This is a genomic window from Kribbella sindirgiensis (assembly GCF_004331435.1).
Taxonomy (GTDB): domain Bacteria; phylum Actinomycetota; class Actinomycetes; order Propionibacteriales; family Kribbellaceae; genus Kribbella; species Kribbella sindirgiensis.
Window position 1 is genome coordinate 77,494 of sequence record NZ_SJKA01000018.1, and the last position, 21,989, is coordinate 99,482.

A 21,989-nucleotide genomic window follows, 5' to 3' on the forward strand; every position below is an offset into this window, starting at 1 on the left:
ACAGGGCAACATCAAAATCTGAAGGTGCCTTCCGGCCGGGGCAGGACGACTCTGAAGGTGTGCGCGGGTACGGCCAGTTCTGTCCGATCGCCAGGAGCTCCGAACTCCTGGCGGAACGCTGGACGCCGATCATCGTGCGGAACCTGTTGAACGGGTGCCGGACGTTCAACGAGATCCGTCAAGGAGCGCCCGGTATCTCCACGGCGCTGCTCGCCCAGCGGCTCGACGTCCTCGAGCGCCACGGCGTACTGCGTCGTACCGTCGACGGCCGGTCCGTCACGTACGGGCTGACCGAGATGGGGCAGGCGCTGCGGCCCGTGCTGGATGTCATGGGGCAGTGGGGCGCGCGCTGGCTGGAGATCGAGCCGGGGCACCTGGAGCCGGCGTACGTGCTCTGGGCAACGATGAAGCTGGTGGACCTGGACAAGATCCCGGACGGTACGACCGTGGTCAGGTTCGAGCTGCGTGATCGTCCCGCGGAGCAGTACTGGTTGTTGCTTCGCCGGCCGCAACCTGAGCTGTGCAGCAGATCCAGCGGGTACGCCGAGGACCTGGTCTGCCGGACCGACGCGAGGACGCTCGTCGACCTGCACCTCGAACAGTTGCCGTATCCGCAGGCGATCCGGACCGGACGCGTCGAGCTGATCGGTCCGCCGCGGCTGTGCAAGGACTTCCCGGGATGGTTCCGCAGCAGCCCGTTCGCGGCGTACGTGCCGTCAGTTGCGCAGGCGCGGTAGTACGTCGCGGAGGACCTGGGCGTGCTCCTCCGGGCGGGACAGGCCCATCTTCATGGTGTTGACGCCGAGGTGGGTCGCGCCGAGGTCGCGCCAGCCGTCGGCGAAGGCGCGCCAGTCCTGTTCGGGTACGGCGCCGAGCGTCAGCCGCGCTTCGATACCGATCGACTGCGGGTCGCGCCCGGCCGCCTCCGCCGCTTCACGGATCATCGCCAGCTGATCGCGCGCCTTCTCGTCCGGCGGGGACTGCGGCATCCAGCCGTCGCCGATCCGCCCGGTGCGACGCAGTACGGCGTCCGCGCTGCCGCCGAACCAGATCGGGATCTCGCGCCCGGGCAGCGGATTCAGCCCGGCCTCCTCGATCTCGTGGTACTTGCCGTCGAACGAGATCACCGGATCCGCCCAGAGCCTGCGCAGTACGTCGACCTGTTCCTCCAGCAGCGCCCCACGCTGCCTGAACGGTACGCCGAGCGCCTGGTACTCGACCTGGTTCCAGCCGATGCCGACGCCGAGGCGGAGGCGGCCGCCGCTCAGTACGTCGACCTCGGCCGCCTGTTTCGCGACCAGCGCGGTCTGGCGCTGTGGCAGGACGAGTACGCCGGTGACGAGCTCGAGCCTCGTCGTGATCGCCGCCAGGTACCCGAACAGCACGAAAACCTCGTGGAACAAGGACTTGTCGGTGTATCCGGTCCATCCCGGACGGTTCGCCGGATCGGCGCCGAGCACATGGTCGTACGCGAGCACGTGGCTGTACCCGGCGTCCTCCACGGTCGTCGCCCAGTCGCGTACGGCCTTCGGGTCCGCGCCGATCTCGAGCTGCGGAAACACCGCACCGATCTTCATTTCGCTCCCAACAGGTCGACGAGTCCCTGGACGGCCAGCTCGAACGGTTCGGTCGATCCGGCCGCCCGGGCGAGCACGTACCCACCCTGCAGTACGGCGGCGATCGTCGCGGCGGTCCGCTCCGGGTCCAGCGAGTCCGGGAACTCGCCCGTACGCTTGCCCTCAGCAACCACCTCGGCCAGTCGCGTCCGCAACCACTCGAACGTCTCCGCGACCGGTGCCCGCAGTTCCGGATCCGCAACCACGTCCGGATCCGCCGCCAGCCGCCCGACCTGGCATCCGCGCAGCACGTCCCGTTCCCGCCCGAGATACCCGCTGATCCGCTCGGCCGCCGTACCCGCACCGGCCAGCTGCACGTCGGCGGCCGCCCGCAGCTCGGCCCCCGACCGCTCGATCGCCGCCTTGGCCAGCTCCGCCTTCCCGGCGAAGTGGTGATACATACTCCCCTGCCCGGCCTCCGCAGCCCGCTGAATCGCCTTGGGCGAGGTCCCCACATACCCCCGCTCCCACAACAACTCCTGCGTACTACGAATCAACCGCTCAACCGTCTCCACCTGCCCCACTGTACTCAAAGGTACAGTGGGGCAGGTCCCATCAGCTGACGGTGACGATCTTGTTGACCGTGTACGCCGGGGCGTGGTCGGCGTCGCCGGGGAAGTAGACGCGGTAGGCGATCTGGCCGCGGAGGGCGGGCTTGATGCCGAAGGCGTACTTGCCCGAGGTGCTGAGTTTCACCGAGGCGATCGACTTCCAGACCTTGCTGCCGTACTGCTGCAGGTAGACCAGTTGGCCGGCGTGTGCCGGGGCGACGTACCCGCTGAAGGCGGTGGTGGCGCCGAGGCGGATGGAGGCCGGGGACAGCGTGGCCGAGATCGTCGGCTTGACCTGGACGGTGACGTCGACGGTGCGCGTGCCCATCAGGAGCGCGTTACCGGGGAACGTCAGCATGTAGACCGACGACACGAGTGGCTTGTGCGTCAGCGACAGCGTGCCCGTCGACGACGTCTTGAGCGCCGCCAGCAAGGCGAACTTGGACGAGTTCTTCGGCCGTACGTAGACGTTCACCGGCAAGCCGGCGTACGCCACGTTGTCGATCCGCAGCGTGCTGCCCTTGATCGTGATCGCCCCGCCGTAGTTGATCAGCGTCGACGTCACCGCGATCCCCGACTTCATCCCGAGCAACTGCTTCACCGCGGGCTGGGCGCTGTAGTGGCCGGCACGGTCCTTGATCCAGGCGGCGTACGTGTACGTCGTACCTTGCGCGAGCCCGGTGTTCTTCACCCAGTCCCCGGTGCCCGCGTACACGAGCGTCCCGGTCGTCGGCGTCGGCGCCTTGCTCCCGACGTTGCGACGGATGATCACCTGGTCGAGATCCGTGGTCGGCGGGATCGTCCACGTCAGGTTGGCGGCCAGGTAGGCGCCGGTCCCGACGAGCTGCACCGGACCCGGGGCGCGATCCTCCGTACTGAACACCGAGCTGAACGGCACCATCGGCACCGTGGGATCGAGCGAGACGACACCGTCGACGACGATCCGGAACGGCGTTGCCTCGGCCAACGGGGACGTCGGCGTGATCTCCGCCTTGCGGATGTCGTGGTCGTAGGTGACGGTCGCCGGAATCACCGCACCGGTCTTGCCGTTGAGCAGTTTCACGCCGCCGTTGGTGACGCTGTTCTCGTCGACGTTCCGCGGGAAGGTGACCGTGGGCTTGGCCAGGATCGACACGCCGGAGGACAGGTTCCCGGGCAGCGCGTCCAGGACGGGGTACGGGTCGGGCTGCGCGGTGCCGACAGTGCCGTCCGCGTTGGTGATCTTCAGCGAGTACGCGCGGCTGTCCCGCGACCCGTTGGCGTTCCGGACGGCGACGTACATGGGTCCGGCCGGGACGGTGACGTACGTCGATGCGGTCAGCGGCTGCGGGATCTCGTACCCGTCGCTGTCGGTCGGAGGCTCCGGGTTCTGCACGAAGGCGAGCGGCTTGAGGTTCTCGTCGTACGCCGACACGACCGGGCCGAAGTTCTGCGCGAAGGCGCCCGAGTCGAACATCGGGCCGCTGACGTCGATCCGGACCTGGTGCGCGTAGTCGGTCGGCAGCTTGTACCAGTCGACGTCGCCTTCGACGCTGATCGTCGAGGAGACCGCGACGCCGGCGATCAGCTCACCCGCGCGGGACGGCTGGTCGTTGGTGTCCGCGACACCCTGGGCGAAGTCCGTGGTCCACCGGCCGCCGAGGGCCTGATAGGCGTCCAGGATGCCGGCGCCGTAGTACGGGTCGTTGCCGCGCGGGCCTGCGTCGCGGGCGGTTGCCTTCAGGCGCGCCATCACCTGAGCGGGGGTGTACGACGGCCACTTGTTGCGGACCAGGGCGGCGACACCGGCGACGATCGGGGACGAGAACGACGTACCGGCGAGGCCGAGCCAGTACGGCTCGTAGCCGGCCGGGGTCTGCGCGCGGGGCGCGGTGCTGGTGATGTCGTAGCCGGGCGCGGCGATGTCGACCGCAGCGCCGTAGCTGCTGAAGCTGGTCAGTACGCCGGCCGGGGTCGTGGCACCGACCGAGAGGACCTCCGGGTAGGCACCCGGGAAGTGGTTCGACGAGTCGCCGCCGGTGTTGCCGGCCGCGGCGACCAGGACGACGCCGGCGTTGACCGCGTTCTGGATCGCCTGGTGCAGGACGGGGTTGTCGCCCTCGCCGCCGAGCGACATGTTGATCACCCGGACGCCGTTCTTGACCGCCCAGTTGATGCCGTTGATCAGGTTCGAGTCGTCGCCGGAGCCGCCGTCGTCGAGCACCTTGACCGGGCGGACCTTCGCGTTCCAGGCGACACCGGCGACGCCGATCCCGTTGCTGGTACCAGCGGCGATGATGCCGGTCACCGCCGTACCGTGACCGTCGCCGTCATTCGGGGGCAGGGCCGTGTTGAACGTGTTGTAGCCCGGTAGCAGGTGACCGGCCAGGTCCGGGTGGCCGGCGTCGACACCGGTGTCGAGGACGCCGATCGTCTGCGCTCCGGCGGTCTTCGAGAGGTCCCAGGCGGTGTTGACGCGGACGGTCGAAAGGTACTTCTGGTAGTTCGTGTACAGCCAGTCGTTCGGGGTCGCGGACTTCTTCCGGATGTAGTTCAGCGAGGCGAGCTCGACCGACGGGTCGGCCTTGACCTTCTTCAGCAGCTCGGGCGCCGAGGTGTCACCGGTCACCGTGACCACGTCGGAGGTGACGGACACGTCAGGCGTGCCCTTGGCCTTCGCCAGCGCGGCCTTCCGGGCCGAGGTGGTTGCCTTCGGCTTGAACTTCACGATCACGGACTTGGCGTCGTACGCGGGGCCGTCGGCGGTGCCGGGGCGGAACTTCGCGTGCAGGACGTTCGGCCCGGCGGAGATCGCGGCGGTGCCGGACGATCCGGAGAGGGCGACCAGGCCGGCTGCGACGAGGGCCGCGGGCACGGCCAGGCGCAGCAGTTGGGTGGGACGGGACAACGGGGACCCCCAAGTTGAGTGAACCGACCACTTTCGGTCCTCGCCTTAAATCGTTGGAGCGACCCTCGGCGTTACAGCTTCCCGCGATCTATGATCCGGAGGGTGCCGACCACGGTGCTCGCCACGAAGTTGTTCCCCCCGGCTCGACGGTCGGGGCTGGTGGGGCGACCACGGCTGACGGCGCGGCTGGACAGCACTCTGGAGCCCGGTCATCGGCTCGCGCTGGTCTCCGCACCGGCCGGTTTCGGCAAGACGACGCTCGTCGCCGAGTGGGCGGCCGGCCACGAGCGGGTGGGCTGGCTGTCGCTCGACGACGGCGACAACGCGCTTCCCCGGTTCCTGGCGCACCTCTGGGCGGCCCTGCCCGGTATCCGGGTGGCGCCGCCCGCGGCCGACGTACCGACGACGGCCGCGCTGACTGCGCTGGTCAACGACTACGCCGCTCAGGCGGACCTGCAGTCGGTGCTCGTGCTCGACGACTACCACGTGATCGAAGCACTGGACGTCCACGAGGCGGTGGCGTTTCTGCTCGATCATTTGCCGGATCAGCTGCATCTGGTGGTGGCGACGCGGGCGGATCCGCCGTTTCCGCTGGCTCGGCTGCGGGGTCGCGGGCAGTTGACGGAGATCCGCGTCGACGACCTGCGGTTCGCCGGTGCGGAGGCGGGTGCGTTTCTCAACGACGTCATGGGGCTGCGGCTCACGGAAAACGACGTACGGGCGCTGGAAGGGCGGACCGAGGGCTGGGTCGCGGGACTCCAGCTGGCGGCGCTGTCGTTGCGCGGAGTTTCCGATATTTCCGGGTTCCTCCAGGCGTTCACCGGCAGCCATCGGTTCGTCATCGACTATCTGGCGGCCGAGGTGCTGGCGCGGCAACGCCCGGAAATCCGGGATTTCCTGCTGCGTACGGCGGTTCTCGAGCGGTTGACCGGGCCGCTGTGCGACGCGGTCAGCGGTACGGCGGACAGCGCCCGGATCCTTGACGAGCTGGATCGGGGAAACGTGTTCCTGGTCGCGCTGGACGCCGACCGGACCTGGTACCGGTACCACCACCTGTTCCGCGACGTACTGCGTGCTCGTCTGCTCGCCGAGCGGCCGGAGGAGCTGCCGGCGCTGCATCGAGCGGCCGGCGAGTGGTATGCCGCGGAGCGGATGGCTCCAGACGCCGTACGGCATGCGCTGGCGGCAGGCGATCAGGAACGGGCCGCGTTCTTGATCGAGGAGGCGTTGCCGGAGGTACGGCGTACGCGGCAGGACTCGTTGCTGCTGAGCTGGATCCGGTCGCTGCCGGAGTCTGTCGCACGGCGGCGTCCGGTGCTCTGCATCGCGAGGGCGTGGTCGTCGATGATGGCCGGCGAACTGGACCACATGGCGCGCTGGCTCGATGACGCCGAGGCCGCGTTGACGGCCGGTCCGGCTGTGGACGGGGCGTGGGCGGACACGGAGGATCTGCGCACCGCGCCGGCCTTGGTCCTGGTCTATCGGGCGGCGCTGGCCCAGGCGCGTGGTGAGGTCGCCGCCACGGTTCGGTGCGCCGAGCGGGCACTGGAACTGGCCGGGGCCGACGATCATTTCATCCGGGGCGCCGCGGGTGGGTTCGTCGCGCTGGCCACGTGGGCGGCGGGCGACGTCGAGGAGGCGTTGACGACGTTCGCGACGGCGGTTCGGAGTCTGCGGGCGGCAGGCAACCTGACCGATGTGCACGACAGCACGGTGGTGATGGGCGATCTGTGGATGGCGGCGGGACGGCCGTCGCAGGCGAGGAAAACGTTTGAGCAGGCGCTCGCGGCTGCAACCCGCAACGGCGAGCCGTATCCGCGGGTCACGGCGGACCTGCACGTCGGCTTGGCCGAGCTGGACCGGGAGCTGAACGACCTCGCCGGCGCGGAAGCACATCTGGAGACCTCACGGATCCTCGCCGAGCACGGTTCGATCACCGAGAACCGGCACCGCCGGCACGTCGCGATGGCACAGGTACAGGTCGCGCGCGGCGACTGCGCTGCTGCTCTCGCGCTGCTCGACGGCGCGGAGGACCTGTACCGGCGCGGGTCGTATCCGGAGCTGAAGCCGATCGCGGCGCTGCGGGCGCGGGTCTACCTCGCGGCCGGGGACCTCGTCGCGGCCGGAGCGTGGGCCACTGGGATCTCGGACACGGTGTCGTACTTGCACGAGTACGAGCAGCTCACCCTCGCGCGGCTGCTGATTCACCGAGGTGACGACGTACTCGGGCTCCTGGATCGGCTGCGCGGGGACGCCTCACGACGGGCGGGCAGCCGGCTGGAGATCGACGTACTGCGAGCGCTTGCGCTTCACCAGCGCGGCGAACGGTCCGATGCGCTCGCCGCCCTGCGTCAGGCGCTCGCCGCAGCACCGGAGCCTGACCGGTACGTGCGATTGTTTCTGGACGAAGGCGCTCCGATGCTCGCCCTGCTGCAGGACGCGGCCCCCGACGAACCCCTCGTACGCCGGCTGCTGAAGGCACCGACCGCGTTGCCGGACCCGCTGACCGAGCGGGAACTCGAGGTACTGCGGCTCCTCGACACCGAGCTCACCGGCCCGGAGATCGCACGCCGGCTCTACGTCTCGTTGAACACCCTGCGCACGCACACCAAACGCATCTTCGCCAAGCTCGGTGCCACCAACCGCTCCGGCGCCGTACGTCGCGCCCGCGAACGCGGCCTGCTCTGAGTCACCACATGTGGTGACGCGTTCTCCCCACCTCGCGGCCTACGTTCCGAGTACCACGAACGAGGGAGCTGGGAATGACTGTCACCGCAACCACACTGACCCGAGCCGCCGGCGCCGCCGCCGTCGCTGCCGGAGCGATCTTCATCGGCGTACAGATCGGGCACCCGCACGTTGACGTCGACTCGATCCGCACGACCGAGCTCGCCGTACGGAACACGCTGAAGCTGCTGATGGCGGCGCTCGCCCTGGTCGGGATCACCGGCCTGTACCTGAGCCAGATCCGTCGCAACGGCGTCGTCGGCCTCATCGGGTACGTCGTACTCGCGTTCGGCTACCTGTTGATCATCGGCACGACGTATGTCTCGGGGTACGTCCTGCCGTCGATCGCGGACACGAGCCCCGGGTACGTGCGAGACGTGGTCGAAGCCGCGACCGGCGGCCATCCGACCGGCGACATCGGGACGCTCGGGACGATCCTCAAGGTGCAGGGATTCGCTTACCTGGCCGGTGGCCTGCTGCTCGGAATCGCGCTCTTCCGCGCCCGGGTGCTGGCTCGCTGGGCGACGGTCCTGCTGGCCGTCGGCGGTCTCGTCTCGGCAGCGCTGGCCGTGGCGCCGGATTCGCTGTACCGCCTGCTGGCCTACCCGAACGGCATCGCGATGATCGCCCTCGGCTACTCACTCTGGCGCACGACGACGTCGGTGCGGCAGCCGGTCGCGGTCGGAAGTTGACCGTCTACGAGGTCCGGGTCGCCGGTCGACTCGACCCGAGCTGGTCCGGCTGGTTCGCCGGCTTCACGCTCATCCCCGAACCCGACGACACCACCACACTCCGCGGCCCGATCGCCGACCAGTCCGCACTCCACGGCCTTCTCGCCCGAATCCGCGACCTCGGCCTCCCCCTCATCTCCATCACCCCCACCAACCCCTGAGCTGACCGAACTGGGAACACCCCACGGAGTGCGGTGACACGCAATTGCCTGTTCCCAGTCGCCGGCGGTTGTTCCCGGACCTCAGACGGGCCCGTGACCGATAGTCTCGGGCGCCATGAGTCGGCGCGTGATCCGGATCGAGGCGTACGACGCCACGTGGGCCGACCGCTTCGCCGAGCTCGGCGGCCGTCTACGCGCGGCGCTCGGGAGTGTCGCGCTCCGGATCGATCACATCGGCTCCACCGCCGTACCCGGACTCGCTGCCAAGCCCGTCGTCGACATCCAGATCTCCGTCGCCGCGCTGGATCCGGTCGACCCGTTCCGCGTCCCGCTGGAGGGGCTCGGGTACGTCTACCGCGCCGACAATCCCGAACGCACCAAACGCTACTTCCGCGAACGCCCCGGCGACCCCCGCACCCACATCCACGTCCGGAAGCTCGGCAGTTTCTCCCAGCAGTTCCCGCTCCTCCTCCGCGACTACCTGCGCGCGCACCCCGCCGAACTCGCACCGTACGAGCACCTCAAACGCCAGCTCGCCGCCCAACACCCCCACGACGGCGCCGCCTACACCGAAGCCAAACTCCCCTGGTTCTGGCAGACCATCCGCCGAGCCGACACCTGGTCCCAGCCAACCGCCTGGGAACCAGGCCCCTCCGACGCCTGACGCAGTTGCTGCCGCGGAGCGGTGCCCTTTGGAGGGTGGCGCGTCATCTCACACGCGGTGGATGGGCGGTTGTTGGGTGGGACCGATAGTCTCGGGCGCCATGAGCACGAGTGTCGCCATCGCGGTGATTACCTTCAGGCGACCTGCTCTGTTGCGGGGGTTGTTGACCAGTTTGCAGGCTCAGGAGCTCCCTTCGGGCGGGGAGTACGCGATCCGGATCGTCGTGGTGGACAACGACGCGGAAGGGTCGGCCGCGCGGGTGCTGGAGGAGTTCGGGGACGGTACGCCGTACCCGATCGCGTCGGTCGTGGAAGCGGAGCCGGGGATCCCGTTCGCGCGGGAGCGTTCCGTCGAGCTGTGCTGGAACGACGACGCGCTGATCTTCGTCGACGACGACGAGGTCGCCCCGCCGGGCTGGCTGGCGACGCTGCTCGAGGCGTGGGAATCCACCGGCGCCGACGTCGTGACGGGCCCGGTGAAGGGCAATCTCCCGCCCGGCGCGCCGCCGTGGAACGCCTACAGCGACGTCCACGACTCCACCGGCCGGCACACCACCGGCGAGGAGCTCCGGAAGGCGTACACGAACAACACGCTGGTCAGCCGCCGCGTCTACCACGCGGTCACACCGGGATTCCACCCCGCGTTCCGGTACACCGGCTCCAGCGACCTGCACTTCTTCCTCCGCGTGCACCGCGCCGGGTTCCGCATCGTCTGGTGCGAGGAGGCGGTGATCGCGGAGGAGGTCCCGGTCGGCCGCACGACGCTACGCTGGCTGGTACGGCGGGCGTTCCGTTCGGGCAGCGGCGACACGATCAGCCGCCTGCTGATCCGCCCGGGCGTGATCAGCTACGTCCTGGTCCTGGCCTATGCTTCGGCCCGGGTGATCTCGGCGATCGGGTTCGCCCTCGCCGGGCTGCTGCTCGGCCGGAAGACGCACCTGCTGAAGGCAGTCCGCCGGTTCTTCTCGGGCGTCGGCAGTCTCGCTGGGATAGTAGGGATCAACCATGACGAGTACCGGGAACGGCACGGTTCGGCCGACGGTGGCGGAGCTGTGCCGGGCGATCTGGACGGTGGAACGGGACCTGGAGCTGCTCGGGTGGCAGATCCGGGGAGCGCACCCCTGGCCGATCATCCGGATGCGCGTCTTCCATGAGCTGACCCGCCGCACCGGGATCCACGGCGCGCCGCATCCGGTACGCCGTACGCGGTACGACAAGGCCGCCCTGGTCGGGAGACACGTGGCCGGGATCGTCACGCGCACCCCGTTCCCCGGCCGGTACGACGCCCTCGTCGTACCGCATCCGCGGAAACCGAACGGTGTCGAGATCTACACCGACGAGCTCCGCGCGGCGCTCGGCGACCGCGCCCTGATCCTGGACTCCGGGATCAACGGCACCCCGCTCCCGGGCAGCAAGAACCTGGACTTCTTCACGTCGGCCGCCGGCGCGATCCATCCCCGGACCGCCGACGACCGCGGGATCGCGGCCGCGCTGGAGAAACTCACCGGTGTCCAGGTCCCGATCGGCGCGCTGCTGGCCCGTGAGGTCCCGAAGCATCTACGGCTCCGGGCCCTGTACCGCGCTCTCCTCAAGAAGCACCGGATCACGACGGTCTATCTGGTGGTCGCGTACTTCCACCAGCACATCGTGGGCGCCGCCCGCGATCTCGGGATCCGCGTCGTCGAACTGCAGCATGGTGCGATCAGCCCGTTCCACCTCGGGTACAGCTACCCGGGCCGGCCGGTTGTCGCGGATCAGCCGGACGAGCTGTGGTGCTTCGGGTCGTACTGGACCGATGTCGCCGACCTGCCTGCCGGGATGCGGACCGAGGTGATGGGTGCGCCGTTCCTGCCGCCGCCCGGGCCCAAGGACCCGCGGCGGGTGGTCTTCCTGTCACAGGGCACGGTCGGCACCGAACTGGTGGAGGTCGCGGACGCGGTCGCCAAGGAGTACCCGGAGTTGGAGGTCCTCTATCGCCTGCACCCGAGTGAGCACCCCTACCCGATTCCGCCCGGCGTACAGCTGTCCACCGGCGGCAGCACGCTCGATCTGCTGGCGACTGCGACGTACCAGGTCGGAGTCTCGACCACTGCGCTGTTCGAAGGCATGGCCCTCGGCTGCCGTACGGCGGTTGCGGACCTCCCGGGCCACGAGTACCTGGACCCGGCGATCGCCGAGGGGCATGCGCTTCTCATGCAGGATCCGGGGCAGCTGATCCAGGCGCCGCTCTGCGACGACCCGAGCAGCTACTACGCCCCGAGCGACGTCTCGCGTCTTATTGCCGGCTGAAGCTGGTTCAGGGCTCGCGGCCGAGGAGGCCGAGTAGGCGGTCCTGGAGCGGCGCTTCCGGCTCGACCGGTACTTCGGCGCCGTACACCTCGATGCCCTCGCCGAACGCGCCGGGTGTCCGGTACTTGGTCATCAGCTCCGGCGGGATCGCGACCGCCGCCGCCCACAGCCGCTGGACGTCGGCCGGGTCCATCGTCTCGTCCTGATCGGTGGCGCGGGCCAGGTCCCAGCCGTGCAGCACGAGGTCGTCGGACACCACCTGGTCGATGTGCTGCTCGGTCGTCAGCCGCCCGGACGGGGTGTCGGTCTCGGTCAGCGCGGCCACCGGGTCGTCGAGTACGTCCTCGATCGCGGCCCGTGCCTCCTGGAACGCCGTCAGCGGGTCGTCCGCCGGCTCCAGTTTGCGTGCGACCGGCGTGAGCATCACCGCATGCATCGTGACCACGTGCTCGACCACGTCCCGCGCGGTCCATTTCGCGCACGGTGACTGGTTCTCCCACTGATCGGAACGCACCGCCGCGACCTTCTGCTCGAACGCCTCGGCACGCCGCCGGTACCGCTCCGCGATCTCGCCCATCCCCGCATGGTGCCGTGCCCGCGCCCGCCGAGGGAAGCCCTCACCCTCGGCAGCTCGACAGTACGTATAGATCCACTACGGGGATCGGCTTCGGCTCTCCACGCTTGGACGTCGGGCACGCAGACGGACACCTCCTGTCGAGCTGCCGACCATCGGATGTCGGTGCGGCCCTCTAGCGTCTGGGGGCATGCGGACGGTCGAGCTGGGGCGGACGGGGTTGCGGGTCAGTGAGCTGGGGTTGGGGCTCGCCTCGCTCGGCGGGATGTTCGCGGCGGTGCCGGAGCGGCAGGCGGTGGCGACGATCGATCGGGCCTGGGAGTTGGGCGTGCGGTTGTTCGACACGGCTCCGGTGTACGGGTACGGGTTGTCGGAGCAGCGGGCCGGGCTGGCGTTGCGGGGGCGGCCGCGGGACGAGTTCGTGCTGTGTACGAAGGTGGGCCGGCTGATCGAGCCGGGCGGGCCGGATGTGCAGCCGATCTGGGCGGATCCACCGGCCGGGATGGGGCCGCGGCTGGACTATTCGTACGACGCGACGATCCGCTCGTTCGAGGCGAGCCTGGAGCGGATGGGGATCGACCGGGTCGACGTCCTGCACATCCACGACCCCGAACTCGACTTCACGAAAGCGTCGACCGAGGCGTTCCGTGCCCTCGTCGACCTGCGCGGCCGCGGCACGATCCGGGCCATCTCCCTCGGCGTCAACCACGCCGACGTCGCCGCCCGCTTCCTTCGAGAAACCACCGGCGTGGACGTGATCTTGCTGGCGGGGCGCTACAACCTGCTGGATCAGTCCGGGGCCGACGAGCTGTTGCCGTTGTGCGAGAAGCTCGGGGTGGCAGTGCTCGCCGCCGGCGTGTTCCACGGCGGGGTGCTCGCTGACACCGCGGACGGGGCACCCCACGGGTACGAGCGGGTGCCGCAGAACGTGCTGCGACGCATCGACGTACTGCGGGAGGTCTGCCACGCGTACGACGTACCTCTGCTGGCTGCCGCGGTGCAGTTCCCGTTGACGCATCCCGCCGTACCGGCCGTGGTCGTGGGAGCGCGGAGCCCGCGGGAGATCGCCGAGGTGGCGGCGTGGCACGAATATGAGGTGCCGGAAGCGTTCTGGACCGCATTAAGGTCAGCGCTATGAGGTACATGCTGCTGCACAAGACCAATGACAGCCTGGAGGCCGGGAACGCGCCGGACCCGGAGATCCTGGAGCGGGCGGACGCCGTCCTCGAGGAGATGCGTCAGGCCGGGGTGCTGGTGCTCGGCGAAGGCCTGATGCCGAGCTCTCGCGGCGCCCGGGTGACGTTCCCCGTGCCGGGCCAGCCGCGCGTGATCGACGGGCCGTTCGCGGAGACGAAGGAACTCGTCGCGGGCGTCTCGATCATCCGCGTCGACACCAAGGAGGAAGCCGTCCAGTGGGCCCTCCGCTTCGCCGAGGCCGACCCGTACACCGAGATCGATATCCTGGAGGTCGCCGGTTAGAGCTTGAGGTGCAGGATCGGGTACGGCTTGCCGGTGGTGTCGTGTGTACTGCGGGACACGAAGCGGAACCCGTGGTGCTCGTAGAAGCCGACCGCGGCCGGGTTCTGCTCGTTGACGTCGACCGACGTGGCGGCGAAGTGCGTGAACGCGTGCTGCAGCAATAGGGTTCCGCCGCCGCGCCCGCGGTACGCCGGATCGAGGAACAGCATCTCGACGTTCCCGTCCGCCACCCCGATGAACCCGATCAGCAGCCCGTCGTCACCGCGTAGCCCGGCCAGCTGCGCGATCTCCGGGAACGCCGCCCGGACCAACGGCCGGAACACGTCGAGATCCGCCTCGGTGACGAACGTATGCGTTGCCCGGACCGACGCCTCCCACAACTCGGCGGCCCGGTCGTACTCGTCCGGCCGGATCTCGCTGATCTCCATGCCGCCACCGTCGCACCGCAACCGACGGCTGTCAGGCGAATTACGCCGCGCTGACGCCTTCCTCGGCGACGACGAGCGAGTCGATCGCCGCGAAGAACCGCGCGATCCCGGGCAGGTTGCCGCCCTTCTCACGCGAAGCGGCGAAATCCGCGGGGGTCGCCCAGTCGACGATGTCCAGCCACTCGTTGTCCGGGAGCTGCACCAGCCGCGCACCAAGGAAGCCGGCGCGGTCCGCTTCGAAGTCCTTCAGCATGTCCGCGCGCGCCGCGAGCAGTTCCTCGGTCAGCGACGGCAGCACACGGAATCGGGTCAGTTCGACGGTCGACATCTCGACGTACCTCTCAGGATCAGGTGATGTTGGTCGCTGCCCAGCCGCCGATGTCCTCGCGGCGGATGGCAGCGGCCATCAGGTCGGGGAACTTGTCCGGTGTGCAGGCGAACGTCGGTACGCCGAGCTCGGCCAGCGTGGCCGCGTTCTCGGCGTCGTACGACGGCGTACCCGAGTCAGCGAGCGCCAGCAGAGCAATCACCTGTACGCCGGACTCCACCAAAGAACGCGCCCGGCGCAACATCTCTTCCCGGATCCCGCCCTCGTACAGGTCGGAGATCAGCACGAGCACGGTCTCGGCCGGTTTCGTGACCAGTTCCTCGCAGTACGCGAGCGCCCGGTTGATGTCCGTGCCACCGCCCAGCTGGGTCCCGAACAGCACGTCGACGGGGTCCTCGAGCTGATCGGTCAGGTCGACCACCGCGGTGTCGAACACGACCAGGGAGGTCCGCAACGTCCGGATCGACCCGAGCACCGCGCCGAACAGCGACGCGTAGACGACGGACTCCGCCATCGACCCGGACTGGTCGATCGCCAGCACGATGTCCCGCTGCACACTGTGGTTCCGCCGCGCGTACCCGACCAGCCGCTCCGGAACGATCGTCCCGAGTGCCGGCGAGAAATGCTTGAGGTTCGCCCGGATCGTCCGGTCCCAGTCGATGTCCGAGTGCCGCGGCCGCGCCGTCCGCCCGGCCCGATCGAGCGCACCGGTCACCGCGGCCCGGGTCCGCTCGGCGAGGCGCGCCTCGAGCTCGGCCACCACCCGGCCGACCACGTCCCGCGCGGTCTGCTTGGTCTCCTCGGGCATCACCTCGTTGAGCGCGAGCAACGTGGACACCAGATGGACGTCGGGCTCGACCGCGCCCAGCAGCTCCGGCTCCATCAGCATCCGGGTGATCCCGAGCCGCTCGACGGCGTCCCGCTGCATCACCTGTACGACGGTGCTCGGGAAGTACTGCCGGATGTCACCCAACCACCGAGCCACCCTCGGCGCCGACGAACCCAACCCGGCCGACCGTTGCGTCCCCGACTCCCCCTCGGCGGCGTCGTACAACGCGGCCAGCGCCGCATCGACGGAGCGGTCCTCGGCCGACAACGTCGTACCGGTCTCCTCCTCGGCCTCACCGCCCAGTACGAGCCGCCAGCGGCGCAGTCGCTCGTCACTCATGAGACCCCCAGCAATTGTGCGACCACCGGCAACGCGGTCGCCGCCAGCTCGGCGTCCAGCTCGTTGTCGTCAGCAACGATCACGGCAGCGGGATCCGAAAGCACCCGGGCCCGTGCGCCGATCGAGCGACGCTCCGGCGCCGCGAAGGTGCCGAACGTACGCCGCAGCAACGGCAGCACCTCGACGAACGCATCGTCAGGGATCTCCGCCAGCCACCCGTCCACCATCGCCAGCAGCCGCTCGTCGTGCACCAGCAACAACCCGCCACCGGCGAGGAACCCCTCGACGTACCCAGCCGCGTCCGCTGTCGCCGTGCCAGGTGACAGCGAACGCCCGAGCCGCAGCGCCACCTCGTGATCCGGCAACCGCGACGTGTCCAGCATCAACCGCGTCAACCGACCGCGGACCAACGGCGGCACCGAGGCCCGATCGCTCAAGCCCTGCAGCGTGTTCAGCCACTCCACCCGCACGTCCTCGGCCAGCAGCACCGTCGCGTCCTGCACCCCGTCGATCAGTTCCTGTACGGCGGCGGCCGCATCCGGATCCAGCCCGTGAACGGTCCGCGCCAGACCGGCGCATACCCGCGACACCATCCGCCCCGCGACCGAGGCCAGCCCGGCTGTATCGGTCCCGCGGACGTCGCCGTACCGCGAGGCTCGCGCGAGAGCGGGCAGTGCCGCCATCAGATGCCCGACGTCGGCGTCGGCCGCCGCGCGGGTGTCGATGCCCTGAAGCAGCGGAGGGAGCGCCTCCGCGAGATCGGCGAGGAGCGATTTCTCCAACGCGGCTGTGACATCGGCCAGGGTCGGCGAGTCCGCGGCCTTCAGCATCACGGACGTCGCCGCGCCGAGCACCGTCGTACCGTGCGCGCCCGCGGCCACCAACTCGACCTCGAGCCCGGGATCCCAGGCCAGCCGCCACATCTCCCGGAACGTGCCCTGCGCTCGCCGCTCGTCGGCAGCCGGAACGCCCCAGTGAATCCCGAGAATCCGCAACCGGTGCAGGAGTCTGGACTTCTCCAGGTCGTTCGGCTTCCGCAGGTCGAGCTCGACCACCCGCTCGGCGGCATCCCGCTTCATCCGCAACCGCCGCGCCTGCGCGGCCAGGTCCGCCGCGACCGGCGCCTGCGGAGTCTCCCCCGGAACCGTCCCGAGCAGCTCGCCGACGACCGCCTCACGCGTCACGAGGTCGAGCAGTACGTCGTTCCCGCCGCACAGGACCGCCCGCGTCGCCTCGGTCACCTCGCTCAACCCGGCGAGCGGACGTTCGCGCAACGCCGCCAGCGTGTCCGCGAGCCGCACCGCCTCGATCACATGCGCGCTGGACACCGGCAGGTCCTCGTCGCGCAGTACTTGCGCCACTTTGGAGAGCCAACGGGTCGTGATCTGGTCGGGCGCGGTGAACAGGTGGTGGTACCAACCAGGTGACGTGATGCCGGCGCCGTACCCGCTCGCCGCCGCCAGCCGGCCGTGCGTCCACGGCACCCAGGTACAGGCGACCTTCCGCTTCGGCAGACCCTTCAGGATCCTCGCGTCATGTGTTGCTGGAGGCAACGGTAGTTCCAGAGCGGGCACATGCCAGGCGCCGCAGACCACCGCGATCCGTTCGAATCCTTCACGGATCGCCTTCCGGAGAACGGTTCGCATGTAGGCCTCACGCTGCGCCTCGCGACCTGTCGCTTCTTCGCCTTGGCGCAGCTCCCGCATCGCGTCGGCGATCACCGTGAACGGTTCGGCGCCACCGCGTCGCGACTCGATCACGTCGTCCCACCAGCGCTCGGGATCGTCGTACCCGCCCGCCTCGGCCAGCGTCTTCAGCGGATCCATAGCGACCGACGACCGCCCGCCCGAGGAGCCGAACTGCTGAGCCGCGGGCAGATCGCAGAACCGCACCGGCACCCCGGCGGCGAGCCCGTACCTGATCGCCTGCCACTCGGGACTGAACACCGCGAACGGCCAGAACGCGGCTCGCGTCGAGTCGTCCACCGCGTAGGCAAGCAGCGCGACCGGCGGATCCATCTCCTCCGACGCGGCCAGCTCGACGATCTTGTCGGCCTCCGGCGGCCCCTCGATCAGGACGACATCGGGACGGAGCTCGGCCAGCGCGGTCGCCACCGCCCGCGCCGACCCCGGCCCGTGATGCCGGATCCCGAGCAGGTGAACGGTCATCCGGAGATCTCTCGGCAGGCCCGGTAGAACGGCGCCCAGTCGTCGCGTTCGCGGACGACGGTTTCGAGGTACTCCGACCACACGACACGGTCCGCGGACGGATCCTTGACGACCGCGCCGAGGATGCCGCCGGCCACGTCCGTGGGACGCAGGACGCCGTCTCCGAAGTGCGCCGCGAGCGCGAGACCGCCGGTGACGACGCTGATCGCCTCCGCGGTGGAGAGCGTGCCGGACGGCGATTTGACCGCCGTACGGCCGTCCTCGGTCCGGCCGGAGCGGAGCTCGCGGAAGATCGTCACCACGCGGCGGATCTCGTCCAGGGCGTCGTCCGGCTGCGGCAACTCGAGCGCCGAACCGAGCTGCGACACCCGGCGCGACACGATCTCCACCTCGTCCTCGGCGGAGTCGGGCAGTGGCAGGACAACGGTGTTGAAACGCCGCCGCAAAGCTGACGACAGTTCGTTGACGCCCTTGTCGCGATCGTTGGCGGTGGCAATGACGTTGAATCCCTTACGGGCCTGGACTTCGGTGGCCAGTTCGGCGATCGGCAGCGCCTTCTCGGACAGGATCGTGATCAGCGCGTCCTGGACGTCGGACGGCATCCGGGTCAGCTCCTCGATCCGGGCGATCTTCGCCTCGGCCATCGCACGCTGCACCGGACTCGGCACGAGCGCCGCCTCACTGGGGCCCTGGGCAATCAACTGGGCGTAGTTCCAGCCGTACCGGATCGCTTCCTCGGCCGTACCCGCCGTACCTTGGACGAGCAGTGTCGAGTCTCCGCTGATCGCGGCCGCCAGGTGCTCACTGACCCAGGTCTTTGCGGTGCCCGGTACGCCGAGGAGCAGCAGCGCCCGGTCGGTCGCGAGCGTGGCGACGGCGACCTCGATCAGCCGCCGCGGACCGACGTACTTCGGTGAGATCTCGGTGTCGCCGGCCTTCCCACCGAGCAGGTACGTGACGACGGCGGCCGGTGACATCAGCCAGGCGGGTGGGCGTGCTTTGTCGTCCGTTGCTCGCAGCGCTTGCAGCTCCTCGGCGTATTCGACTTCCGCGTGCGGGCGCAGTACTTCGGTTGTCATGTGAGCTCCTCGTACATCTCGCGGCGGAAGGTCAGGGTTTCGACGAGACGGCGGCGCCAGGTGTCTTCGTCGCCGGTGGGTTCGCGGGTGATCGGATGGTCGAGTACGTCGGGCGGCGCGGCGCGGGCCGCGATACTGGCGAGGCGGGCCCAGGCACGATTGGTGCCGACCTGGGCGAGCTGGTCGAGGATCATGCGCGCGAGCGGAGCGGGCCACGGAACCGGCAACCCACCGACCAGCTCGGCGACGTCGACACTCTTCCGCAGTACGTCGACCGCGCTCGCCCACTCCTCCGCGGGCAGCAGCCGCAACAACTCGGCCGGACCACGACTGCCCGTATCAGCTCCGGCCTGCAAGATGGCGCGGGACCACTCGACCGATCGCTCCCGAATGGCGGCTTCGGTCCAGGCGGACTGCAGTACCTCGGCGGCGCAACCCTCGACGGGTGTCTGGAGCCAGGTAAGTTCCATCGCCGACAAGGGCGTGTTGGCAACGATCTGCTGGAACCACCAGGCCCGTTTGCCGATACCTTCCGGGTTCTGCGAGTCGATCCCGTCGCGCTCCATCGCCTGGGTGAGACTGCGCGGAAGGTCGACGGCGAGCACCCCCTGGCTCGGCAGCAGGTGCGCGTGCAGGCGTTCCGTCATCCGTACGCCGTACTGCGATCCCGGCAGCCGGGCGAGCAGCCGCGCCGCCACCCGCCGTACCTCACGCGAACGGTCGTCGAGCGCGGACTCGAGGAACTCCTCGTCGGTCGGCGCGAGGTTGTCCGCGAGCAGCCCGAGGAAATCGGCCCGGGTGGCGGCGGACTCGGTCGGCCAGACCTCTGTGAGCGCTTCGCGTGCTGCGGCTGGGTCCTGGCTGCGGGCGGCACGCAACCAGGTACGTCGCTGGATCGCGTTGCCGTGCGTCCACAACTCGGGGTCATTGCTCTCAGCAACCGCTGCGTGCAGGAATCGCCAGTCGGGGTTGACTTCCGCGAGCCAGCGCGCACGACGTCCCGCGGCGGTGATGACAAGCGGACGGTACTCCGCGCGATTGCGGGCGTAATCGGCCAACGCCGGCAGGTGCTCGGGCGGAACACCCCAGCCGTGCGCGTCCGCCGTACGCAACCACTCACCCAACGCGGACGTCTGGAACCCGCCCAGCATCGCAGCCAACCGCCGCACGGCATTTGCCCGTGGCAACGGCCGATCCTCACCAGGTGCGGCGGGAAGGGGGTCGAGATCGTGCAGCGGCTTGCGTCCGGCCCGCTTGTACACGGTCGCCAACGCGGCCGCGTCGAGCAGACTCCCGTCCCCGAGGCGCTCCTGGATGTGCTCCGGTAGTTCGTCGAAGTGCGGCGGCCGCCGGTCGGTGCCGAGCAACGCCGAACTGACCAACCCGTCCCAGCCCTTCACAAGATCACCGGCCGATCGCCGTGCCAGCAGGTCATCGGACGGAGGCCGGCGCGATTCCACTCCCCGGCGACGGTCAGCGGGTCGCCCGCCGAGACCGCGAGCAGCGTCAACGCATCCCAGCCCGGCAGGACCTCCAGCCCATCGCCCGCCTCGTCGACCAGGGCCCAGCCGTCGCCGTGCCGCGCGGGTCGGACGTCTTGCAGCACGAGCGGCCAGCGTTCGTTCCACGGGTCGGCGGCGAGCGATTCGACGTACGACGCCAACGCCTGCCGGACCGTGACTCCGGCGGGACGTGGTGCCGGCTGGCGTGGATCGGTTTGGGTCAGGAGAGCGCGCATCGGGAGAGCGCCGGGATAGAACGAGAGCGCGCCGGGGACGTACTCACCAGGGCGAGCCGGGAGCGGGTCCAACGGGCGACCAGCGGCCGCGAACGTGAGGATCAGCCCGATCCGGCCGGTCGTTGCTCCGCGCAACCATAGGCGGCGGACCGTGAGGCGGTCGTCCGGTTCGATCACGCGGCCGAGGACGAGCCAGTCGTCTTCGACCTTCTCGCCTTCCTCGCGTACGCGGGCCGTCTCGGTCGTCCAGCCGATCCGGCTCTGCACCGTGTCGGCGAGCGACGGCGGGAGCTCCGCGAGACGGCCGTGCGCCGCGACGATCAGGTGGACGAGGGAGAGCTCTTCGAGCAGTTCACCCGGCCAGCCGTGACCACGTCCGACGACACCCGCAGCCCGGCGTACCGCTCCTGCTACTCCCGGAGCCTGGGCGTCGACCATCCGTGCGGCGAGGCGGCTCAGCTCGGTGTACGCGCGCTGATCGAAACCGCCGAGTCCCTGCCGCACTTGGTCGTCCAGCCAGCCGGCGAGCTCGGCCAGTCCCGCCGACACTCGATCCGCACGCCGGGCAGCCCGCTCCTGCGCCGCGATCGGATCGGCCACCTCACCCGGCTTCCGCTCCGGCCGCTCCGCGCGCTCGGCCCGCTGGTCGATCCAGGTCGTCACCCAGTCCGGCTCATCGCCCGGCGCCACCTCGTGCTTCGCCCAGAGCAACAGCAGTCCGAGCGCGTGCTTGCACGGAAACTTCCGCGACGGACAGGAACACTTGTACGCCGGACCGCTCAGATCCACGACCGTCTGATACGGCTGCTTCCCACTCCCCTGACACAGACCCCAAACGGCACGATCCGTAGCCCCGGCGCCCGACCACTTCTCCCCCCGAGCCAACCCCTGCCCAGCCTTCGCGGACGCAGGATCAGCCGCCAGCCCGACCACCCGCTCCACATCCCACAACCCCACACCACTCCTTAACCCACCCAAAGCATGCCACTCCCCACCGACACCCCACCCCAACCACCCCACCCACCCGTCCCACTCCGCCTCCACCCGCGAGACCGCCGGTCCACCGCCCCACCCGCGAGCCCCCTTCCAGGCCCGGCCCGGCCCTCCCGCTCCGCCCGAACCGGGTATGCGCCCGCCGAGTCGTGGATTCGGGACGTCCCGGCCAACCAGTTCTCACGACTCGCGCACCCTCCCCGGAGCCGTTCTCCACGACTCGGCGAACGAACACCCGGCGCGGCACGTCGGTCCCCGGCACGTCGGTCCGTCCCCGGCACGTCGGTCCGTCCGCGGCACGTCGGTCCCCGGCACGTCGGTCCGTCCCCGGCACGTCGGTCCGTCCGCGGCACGTCGGTCCCCGGCACGTCGGTCCGCGGTCCGCGCCCTCCCCCACCGGCGCATTTGC

General features: G+C 69.8%; 20 protein-coding genes. 9 read left to right on the forward strand and 11 right to left on the reverse strand.

Going from position 1 to position 21,989, the window contains the following annotated elements; all coding sequences use genetic code 11:
• Nucleotides 1–59 precede the first annotated feature (59 nt).
• Nucleotides 60–737 (forward strand): winged helix-turn-helix transcriptional regulator, encoded by a 678-nt coding sequence (locus E0H50_RS34950; RefSeq protein WP_165547406.1) that lies wholly within the window; start codon nt 60–62, stop codon nt 735–737.
• On the opposite strand, the gene E0H50_RS34955 is transcribed toward E0H50_RS34950, so the two are convergent.
• The 3 genes from E0H50_RS34955 to E0H50_RS34965 are packed head-to-tail and all read right to left on the reverse strand — an operon-like array spanning nt 717 to nt 5,054.
• On the reverse strand, nt 717–1,577 hold the full coding sequence (locus E0H50_RS34955; protein WP_131295289.1) for an LLM class F420-dependent oxidoreductase: 861 nt from the start codon (nt 1,575–1,577) through the stop codon (nt 717–719). The two genes, E0H50_RS34950 and E0H50_RS34955, sit on opposite strands and share 21 nt — an antisense overlap.
• Nucleotides 1,574–2,131 carry a TetR/AcrR family transcriptional regulator gene (locus E0H50_RS34960; RefSeq protein ID WP_131295290.1) on the reverse strand — a complete coding sequence of 186 codons (558 nt, stop codon included), beginning with the start codon at nt 2,129–2,131 and terminating at the stop codon, nt 1,574–1,576. Before E0H50_RS34960 ends, E0H50_RS34955 begins: the two co-directional genes overlap by 4 nt.
• 40 nt (nt 2,132–2,171) lie before the next feature.
• On the reverse strand, nt 2,172–5,054 hold the full coding sequence (locus tag E0H50_RS34965; RefSeq protein ID WP_131295291.1) for a S8 family serine peptidase: 2,883 nt from the start codon (nt 5,052–5,054) through the stop codon (nt 2,172–2,174).
• A 102-nt stretch (nt 5,055–5,156) separates the two neighbouring features.
• Between E0H50_RS34965 and E0H50_RS34970 the strand changes: the two genes are divergently transcribed.
• From E0H50_RS34970 to E0H50_RS34995, 6 genes are all read left to right on the forward strand, one after another.
• Nucleotides 5,157–7,742 (forward strand): winged helix-turn-helix domain-containing protein, encoded by a 2,586-nt coding sequence (locus E0H50_RS34970; RefSeq protein ID WP_131295292.1) that lies wholly within the window; start codon nt 5,157–5,159, stop codon nt 7,740–7,742.
• Nucleotides 7,743–7,816: 74 nt separating this feature from the next.
• Complete coding sequence (locus tag E0H50_RS34975; RefSeq protein WP_131295293.1) at nt 7,817–8,473, forward strand: hypothetical protein; 657 nt, start codon at nt 7,817–7,819, stop codon at nt 8,471–8,473.
• Entirely contained in the window at nt 8,470–8,673 is a 204-nt protein-coding gene (locus tag E0H50_RS34980; protein WP_131295294.1) for a hypothetical protein, read from the forward strand. The genes E0H50_RS34975 and E0H50_RS34980 overlap by 4 nt, the downstream gene beginning before the upstream one ends.
• A 115-nt stretch (nt 8,674–8,788) precedes the next feature.
• The gene (locus E0H50_RS34985; protein ID WP_131295295.1) at nt 8,789–9,337 is read left to right on the forward strand and encodes a GrpB family protein; all 549 of its coding nucleotides are present in this window, start codon (nt 8,789–8,791) and stop codon (nt 9,335–9,337) included.
• 100 nt (nt 9,338–9,437) lie between these two features.
• Entirely contained in the window at nt 9,438–10,490 is a 1,053-nt protein-coding gene (locus tag E0H50_RS34990) for a glycosyltransferase family 2 protein (RefSeq protein ID WP_131295296.1), read from the forward strand.
• Nucleotides 10,474–11,625 (forward strand): hypothetical protein, encoded by a 1,152-nt coding sequence (locus E0H50_RS34995; RefSeq protein WP_131295349.1) that lies wholly within the window; start codon nt 10,474–10,476, stop codon nt 11,623–11,625. The genes E0H50_RS34990 and E0H50_RS34995 overlap by 17 nt, the downstream gene beginning before the upstream one ends.
• A 7-nt stretch (nt 11,626–11,632) precedes the next feature.
• Here the strand turns inward: E0H50_RS34995 and E0H50_RS35000 are convergent, their stop codons facing one another.
• Nucleotides 11,633–12,202 carry a TIGR03086 family metal-binding protein gene (locus tag E0H50_RS35000; RefSeq protein ID WP_131295297.1) on the reverse strand — a complete coding sequence of 190 codons (570 nt, stop codon included), beginning with the start codon at nt 12,200–12,202 and terminating at the stop codon, nt 11,633–11,635.
• A 187-nt stretch (nt 12,203–12,389) separates the two neighbouring features.
• Between E0H50_RS35000 and E0H50_RS35005 the strand changes: the two genes are divergently transcribed.
• Together E0H50_RS35005 and E0H50_RS35010 are read left to right on the forward strand one after the other, a co-directional pair.
• On the forward strand, nt 12,390–13,337 hold the full coding sequence (locus E0H50_RS35005) for an aldo/keto reductase (RefSeq protein ID WP_131295298.1): 948 nt from the start codon (nt 12,390–12,392) through the stop codon (nt 13,335–13,337).
• Nucleotides 13,334–13,678: a YciI family protein gene (locus E0H50_RS35010; RefSeq protein WP_131295299.1), complete on the forward strand. Its 345-nt coding sequence runs from the start codon at nt 13,334–13,336 to the stop codon at nt 13,676–13,678. Before E0H50_RS35005 ends, E0H50_RS35010 begins: the two co-directional genes overlap by 4 nt.
• Here E0H50_RS35010 and E0H50_RS35015 read toward each other — a convergent pair.
• From E0H50_RS35015 to E0H50_RS35045, 7 genes are read right to left on the reverse strand one after another with little or no spacing between them, the layout of a single operon-like run.
• A complete protein-coding gene (locus E0H50_RS35015; RefSeq protein WP_272948544.1) occupies nt 13,675–14,238 on the reverse strand; it encodes a GNAT family N-acetyltransferase in 564 nt (187 codons plus the stop codon). The genes E0H50_RS35010 and E0H50_RS35015 overlap by 4 nt on opposite strands.
• Nucleotides 14,147–14,434, reverse strand: coding sequence for a hypothetical protein (locus tag E0H50_RS35020; protein ID WP_131295301.1), 288 nt, complete (start codon nt 14,432–14,434; stop codon nt 14,147–14,149). The genes E0H50_RS35015 and E0H50_RS35020 overlap by 92 nt, the downstream gene beginning before the upstream one ends.
• Nucleotides 14,435–14,453: 19 nt before the next feature.
• On the reverse strand, nt 14,454–15,602 hold the full coding sequence (locus tag E0H50_RS35025) for a VWA domain-containing protein (protein WP_131295302.1): 1,149 nt from the start codon (nt 15,600–15,602) through the stop codon (nt 14,454–14,456).
• Nucleotides 15,599–17,770, reverse strand: coding sequence for a DUF5682 family protein (locus E0H50_RS35030; protein WP_131295303.1), 2,172 nt, complete (start codon nt 17,768–17,770; stop codon nt 15,599–15,601). The genes E0H50_RS35025 and E0H50_RS35030 overlap by 4 nt, the downstream gene beginning before the upstream one ends.
• Nucleotides 17,767–18,849, reverse strand: a complete 1,083-nt coding sequence (locus E0H50_RS35035) for an ATP-binding protein (protein ID WP_131295304.1) — start codon at nt 18,847–18,849, stop codon at nt 17,767–17,769. The genes E0H50_RS35030 and E0H50_RS35035 overlap by 4 nt, the downstream gene beginning before the upstream one ends.
• Nucleotides 18,846–20,249, reverse strand: coding sequence for a DUF5691 domain-containing protein (locus tag E0H50_RS35040; RefSeq protein ID WP_131295305.1), 1,404 nt, complete (start codon nt 20,247–20,249; stop codon nt 18,846–18,848). Before E0H50_RS35040 ends, E0H50_RS35035 begins: the two co-directional genes overlap by 4 nt.
• Entirely contained in the window at nt 20,246–21,376 is a 1,131-nt protein-coding gene (locus tag E0H50_RS35045) for an SWIM zinc finger family protein (protein ID WP_238151576.1), read from the reverse strand. The genes E0H50_RS35040 and E0H50_RS35045 overlap by 4 nt, the downstream gene beginning before the upstream one ends.
• Between the last annotated feature and the right edge of the window lie 613 nt (nt 21,377–21,989).

Excerpts from the sequence above, each read along its gene's own strand:
- E0H50_RS34955 (WP_131295289.1), bottom strand. The coding sequence starts at position 1,577 with ATGAAGATCGGTGCGGTGTTTCCGCAGCTCGAGATCGGCGCGGACCCG.
- E0H50_RS34975 (WP_131295293.1), top strand. The coding sequence starts at position 7,817 with ATGACTGTCACCGCAACCACACTGACCCGAGCCGCCGGCGCCGCCGCC.
- E0H50_RS34985 (WP_131295295.1), top strand. The coding sequence starts at position 8,789 with ATGAGTCGGCGCGTGATCCGGATCGAGGCGTACGACGCCACGTGGGCC.
- E0H50_RS34990 (WP_131295296.1), top strand. The coding sequence starts at position 9,438 with ATGAGCACGAGTGTCGCCATCGCGGTGATTACCTTCAGGCGACCTGCT.
- E0H50_RS34995 (WP_131295349.1), top strand. The coding sequence starts at position 10,474 with ATGCGCGTCTTCCATGAGCTGACCCGCCGCACCGGGATCCACGGCGCG.
- E0H50_RS35000 (WP_131295297.1), bottom strand. The coding sequence starts at position 12,202 with ATGGGCGAGATCGCGGAGCGGTACCGGCGGCGTGCCGAGGCGTTCGAG.
- E0H50_RS35005 (WP_131295298.1), top strand. The coding sequence starts at position 12,390 with ATGCGGACGGTCGAGCTGGGGCGGACGGGGTTGCGGGTCAGTGAGCTG.
- E0H50_RS35010 (WP_131295299.1), top strand. The coding sequence starts at position 13,334 with ATGAGGTACATGCTGCTGCACAAGACCAATGACAGCCTGGAGGCCGGG.
- E0H50_RS35020 (WP_131295301.1), bottom strand. The coding sequence starts at position 14,434 with ATGTCGACCGTCGAACTGACCCGATTCCGTGTGCTGCCGTCGCTGACC.
- E0H50_RS35025 (WP_131295302.1), bottom strand. The coding sequence starts at position 15,602 with ATGAGTGACGAGCGACTGCGCCGCTGGCGGCTCGTACTGGGCGGTGAG.
- E0H50_RS35030 (WP_131295303.1), bottom strand. The coding sequence starts at position 17,770 with ATGACCGTTCACCTGCTCGGGATCCGGCATCACGGGCCGGGGTCGGCG.
- E0H50_RS35035 (WP_131295304.1), bottom strand. The coding sequence starts at position 18,849 with ATGACAACCGAAGTACTGCGCCCGCACGCGGAAGTCGAATACGCCGAG.